This is a genomic window from Deltaproteobacteria bacterium (genome assembly GCA_016874775.1).
Classification (GTDB): domain Bacteria; phylum Desulfobacterota; class Binatia; order Bin18; family Bin18; genus VGTJ01.
This window is the reverse complement of sequence record VGTJ01000315.1, coordinates 1-3,538: the sequence shown is the minus strand read 5'-3', so window position 1 is coordinate 3,538 and position 3,538 is coordinate 1. Positions and strand designations below refer to the sequence as shown.

The 3,538-nt window shown below is 52.9% G+C and carries 4 protein-coding genes; 2 read left to right on the top strand and 2 right to left on the bottom strand.

Annotated features, from left to right (window positions below):
* Positions 1 to 336 precede the first annotated feature (336 nt).
* Complete coding sequence (locus FJ147_27880; protein ID MBM4259703.1) at positions 337 to 1,287, bottom strand: RluA family pseudouridine synthase; 951 nt, start codon at positions 1,285 to 1,287, stop codon at positions 337 to 339.
* A complete protein-coding gene (locus FJ147_27875; GenBank protein ID MBM4259702.1) occupies positions 1,257 to 1,823 on the bottom strand; it encodes a hypothetical protein in 567 nt (188 codons plus the stop codon). The genes FJ147_27880 and FJ147_27875 overlap by 31 nt, the downstream gene beginning before the upstream one ends.
* A gap of 58 nt (positions 1,824 to 1,881) precedes the next feature.
* On the opposite strand from FJ147_27875, the gene FJ147_27870 reads away from it, so the two are divergent.
* Positions 1,882 to 2,478, top strand: a complete 597-nt coding sequence (locus tag FJ147_27870; GenBank protein ID MBM4259701.1) for a bifunctional nuclease family protein — start codon at positions 1,882 to 1,884, stop codon at positions 2,476 to 2,478.
* Positions 2,479 to 2,521: 43 nt separating this feature from the next.
* Positions 2,522 to 2,935: a nuclear transport factor 2 family protein gene (locus FJ147_27865; protein MBM4259700.1), complete on the top strand. Its 414-nt coding sequence runs from the start codon at positions 2,522 to 2,524 to the stop codon at positions 2,933 to 2,935.
* The last annotated feature ends 603 nt before the right edge of the window (positions 2,936 to 3,538 follow it).

The following is a 3,538-nucleotide window of genomic DNA, read 5'->3' as shown; positions in this document are numbered from 1 at the left end:
GCGAGAGGCCGGGGGAAAGAAGCTCTTCAATTGTGTCCATTCGGTCATGGTCAGGTCCGTTGGATAAACTCGCGGCAGTGTATTCATCCCTCAAGCTTACCAATCCCTTTTTCAAAACACTCTCTTAGGAGAATTGAGCGATTGAGAACGCTACGATGATTCAGTGGTATGTTTTCCTCATAGCCTCAATCGAACCGCAAAAGATTGTTCCACTAGGTCTGTCACGCTGAGTGCAACGAAGGGCCTCTCTGAGAGATTCTTCGCTGCGCTCAGAACGACACAGACACAGGGCTCCCGTATAACGTGTCCGAATGTTCTGTGTTCCGATTTGGATGCTCACTCTTTCTCCTTCCTGGCTTGTTGAAGTACCGATTGAAAATCTTCAGAAGGTGGGCAGGTGAACTGTACGCGCGCACCGGTCTCTGGATGAGTGAACGCTAACGACTCCGCATGTAAACACAAACGTCCATCGTCAATAGAGGGACCGTACAGAGCGTCGCCAACGATCGGATGCCCGAGTGCGGAGAGGTGGACACGAATCTGATGACGGACACCGGTGAGAATCGTTACTTGTATCAATGTGTGATGTGCAAAGTGCGTGATCGGAACATACGTCGTCTGCGCCTCTTGACCGCTTTCCGTTGTTTCCTTCATGCGCTGGCCACGCACGCCGCTTGCTTGCAGCAATGACCTCCGCTCCCCGGATCGGTGTATCCGCCCGTGGACTACGGCGAGGTACCGTTTCTCCACGGTGTGATGGGAGAACTGCTCGCGCAGTGCTGTGTACGCTTCGGGCGTGCGGGCTACCAGCAACAGACCTGATGTTGCCGTATCAAGACGGTGTACAACGCCTGCTTCAAGCGCCCGCGGGCTGGCCGCAGTCGTGTCAGGAAAATGAGCACGGAGAAAGTTGGCAACAGTAGCGATCTCATCATGTCGCAAGGCGACAGTCGCAATACCGCTGGGTTTGTTAACCACGACGATCGCATCATCTGCCCATACAATCTCGATCGGTAAGTCTGGGTTGGGGAGGAGGTCAAGGGAAAAACTGAGAGTGACTGTGTCACCTGCATGTAGCACGCTTCCCTTGACACGCACCCGGTCGTTCACACGGGCATGGCCTGCGGCAATCCATGCGGTTATATCACGGCGTGTGATGTTTGGAAGATGGGTGATAAGAAACGTGTCAAGCCGACGCCCGTTGTCAGGCGCGCTGACGTGCCACTGACGGACGACTTGGTTGATAGGCGTCGTGGCTAATTGTGAGAGAGGTTGGTTTTCATCCACCCTTCAACATTCCGTAGAAATTGCCCAAAGGGGTCCTCTCCCGGCGACGGGGCAAAGTAGGCTTTGCGCATGTAATCGAGCGCACCGGAGTAGTATTCAAAATTCTTCGATAACTCTTGAAACAAGAGAAACCCGGTCTGGTAGAGCGCGACATCAAGTTCGGACACTTTCAGATACGAGCGGCGCCCTTCGGAAAAATAGTATTCCAGCACGCCATCCTGCTCGATATGGGTGCGAAATAGCCCATTCATGAACAAAGTGTAGTCGCCGACATATTTACGAAACTCGCGTTCTCGCTGCACCGAGTGTTGAATATGTTCTGCCGGGGGAAGATAGGCCTCCAGCATTTCGACCACACTATCGAGGTGTTTCCCCCTTGAGTTTTGCACCCGATAGAGCTGGTCCGTGTGGGCAAAAGTGGTGAGGACGCTTGCGATGTAGTTGGTAATGGCTGAATCATTCAAGCCGAGTTCACGAAAGCTCTTCTGTGCACATTGCAAGAAGAAGGACTTTAGCCGCTCGTTACTTGCAATCATTTTGCCCATAACGAGAATTATACTAGCAAGATGAGGGAAAAGAAAATAGAGTGCAGATATGCTCAACGACACGGGGACACATATGCGCAGATACACTATTGGTGGGCGTCCTTCCTGGCTCGTACGACTCCAACGTTTCGGGTGGATCTGGTTCATCCTTGCTGTTTCTGTTGCGTTTACTCCCTCGTGCCGTAACCCGCAGGGGACCGAGTCCCGCAACTCTGTTCAAGTCGAAGTCAAAGGCGTGAGTTTTGATCCGGTGGCGAACTCACCCGTTATTATTTTGCAGAATAAAGAGCAGACGAAAGCGATCCCTATTTGGGTTGGCTTGCCTGAAGCGCAGTCGATTCATCTGCAGTTGCAAGGGACAGTGCTCCCACGACCAATGACCCATGACTTGCTGAAGAACATCCTTGAGAAAGTGGGTGTTGGCTTTGAGAAGGTGGTCGTGACGGAGATGAAGGGCGGTACCTATTATGCTTTCATCCATCTTGCGAATGGGAAGACCCCACTACAGATCGATAGTCGACCAAGTGACGCGATTGCTCTAGCGTTGCGCTTTCACCGTCCGATTTTCGTTGCCACGCATTTGTTTGATGAGGCGATTCCCGGCGGTGAAGCGCACCCGGTTACGTTAGCGCCTATCAGTTGGTGAACTCGCCACAGAATGTTAGTCTTTGCAAACAGAGGAGGATCTCATGGCAAGTCTATTAGAGGATAAAGAAGAACTACGTGATTTGGTCACGCGGTATTGTCTCTACATCGATTCTGGCCGTTATGACGATTGGGTGTCGACATTCACGGATAATGGGGTGTTTGACAGCCCGATCCTTGGCCGCTGGCAGGGCAAAACCATGCTCAAGCAATTTACCGAGAAGTATCGATCTTGGACCGGGAACGCACAACCTCGCCATTGTGTGATGAATGTGTTGCTCAACGTTGAAGGCAACCATGCCACTGGTGAATGCTATTTGCTCATGACCCACGCGACTGAAGGGAAAACTGAACTGGTCATCTCTGGTCGTTATGAAGACACGATGGAAAAAGTGAACGGGAAGTGGCTCTTCACGGAGCGGAAGGTGAAACCAGATAGTCGTCCGGCGCATAACTAGTAGATAGTCCAGAAAGTTTTGATGGATAACTCAAGGGACGTCATTCCCGCGAATGCGGGAATCCAGGAGGCTTCACTACAGGCCACTGCTAAATTTCCCTGGATGCCCGCCTGCGCGGGCATGACGAAACCCCATCCCTCAAAATTAAATGGACTGACTACTAGTCCCGTGTCTCGCAAGTTCATGAGCGGTGAAATCGTAGGGCGCGTACCACGCGCCAGTCAGTTGGCGCGCTTCGCACGCCCTACGACTGCTCACGAAGTTATGAGACACGGTACTAGAGAGGGGATGACCGATGGCTGTTCGCTGATTTTGTCCTTCTGATCGCCCTCTCCTGTCAAGGAGAGGGCAGCACGAGTGGACCGAGTACGGGTGAGGTAGAGGAGGTCAGGGTGTCATACCAGCTCTCGAAAGATAGGAGCATTTGCGTGTCACCCTGAGCGGAGCGACGGGTCTCACAGAGAGATTCTTCGCTGCACTGCTCAGAAACACACTCTCAGGCCGAGACGGGCTGGGGGAGGAGCGTGAACCCCAACCGGGCGGCGGTCCGTTTGAGGTGGCGAAGGGTGCGTTGACGCAGGTGTTCATCATAGGCTTCCCAGC

Coding starts and splice junctions, on each gene's coding strand:
- FJ147_27865 (MBM4259700.1), top strand. CDS start 2,522: ATGGCAAGTCTATTAGAGGATAAAGAAGAACTACGTGATTTGGTCACG.
- FJ147_27875 (MBM4259702.1), bottom strand. CDS start 1,823: ATGATTGCAAGTAACGAGCGGCTAAAGTCCTTCTTCTTGCAATGTGCA.
- FJ147_27870 (MBM4259701.1), top strand. CDS start 1,882: ATGCTCAACGACACGGGGACACATATGCGCAGATACACTATTGGTGGG.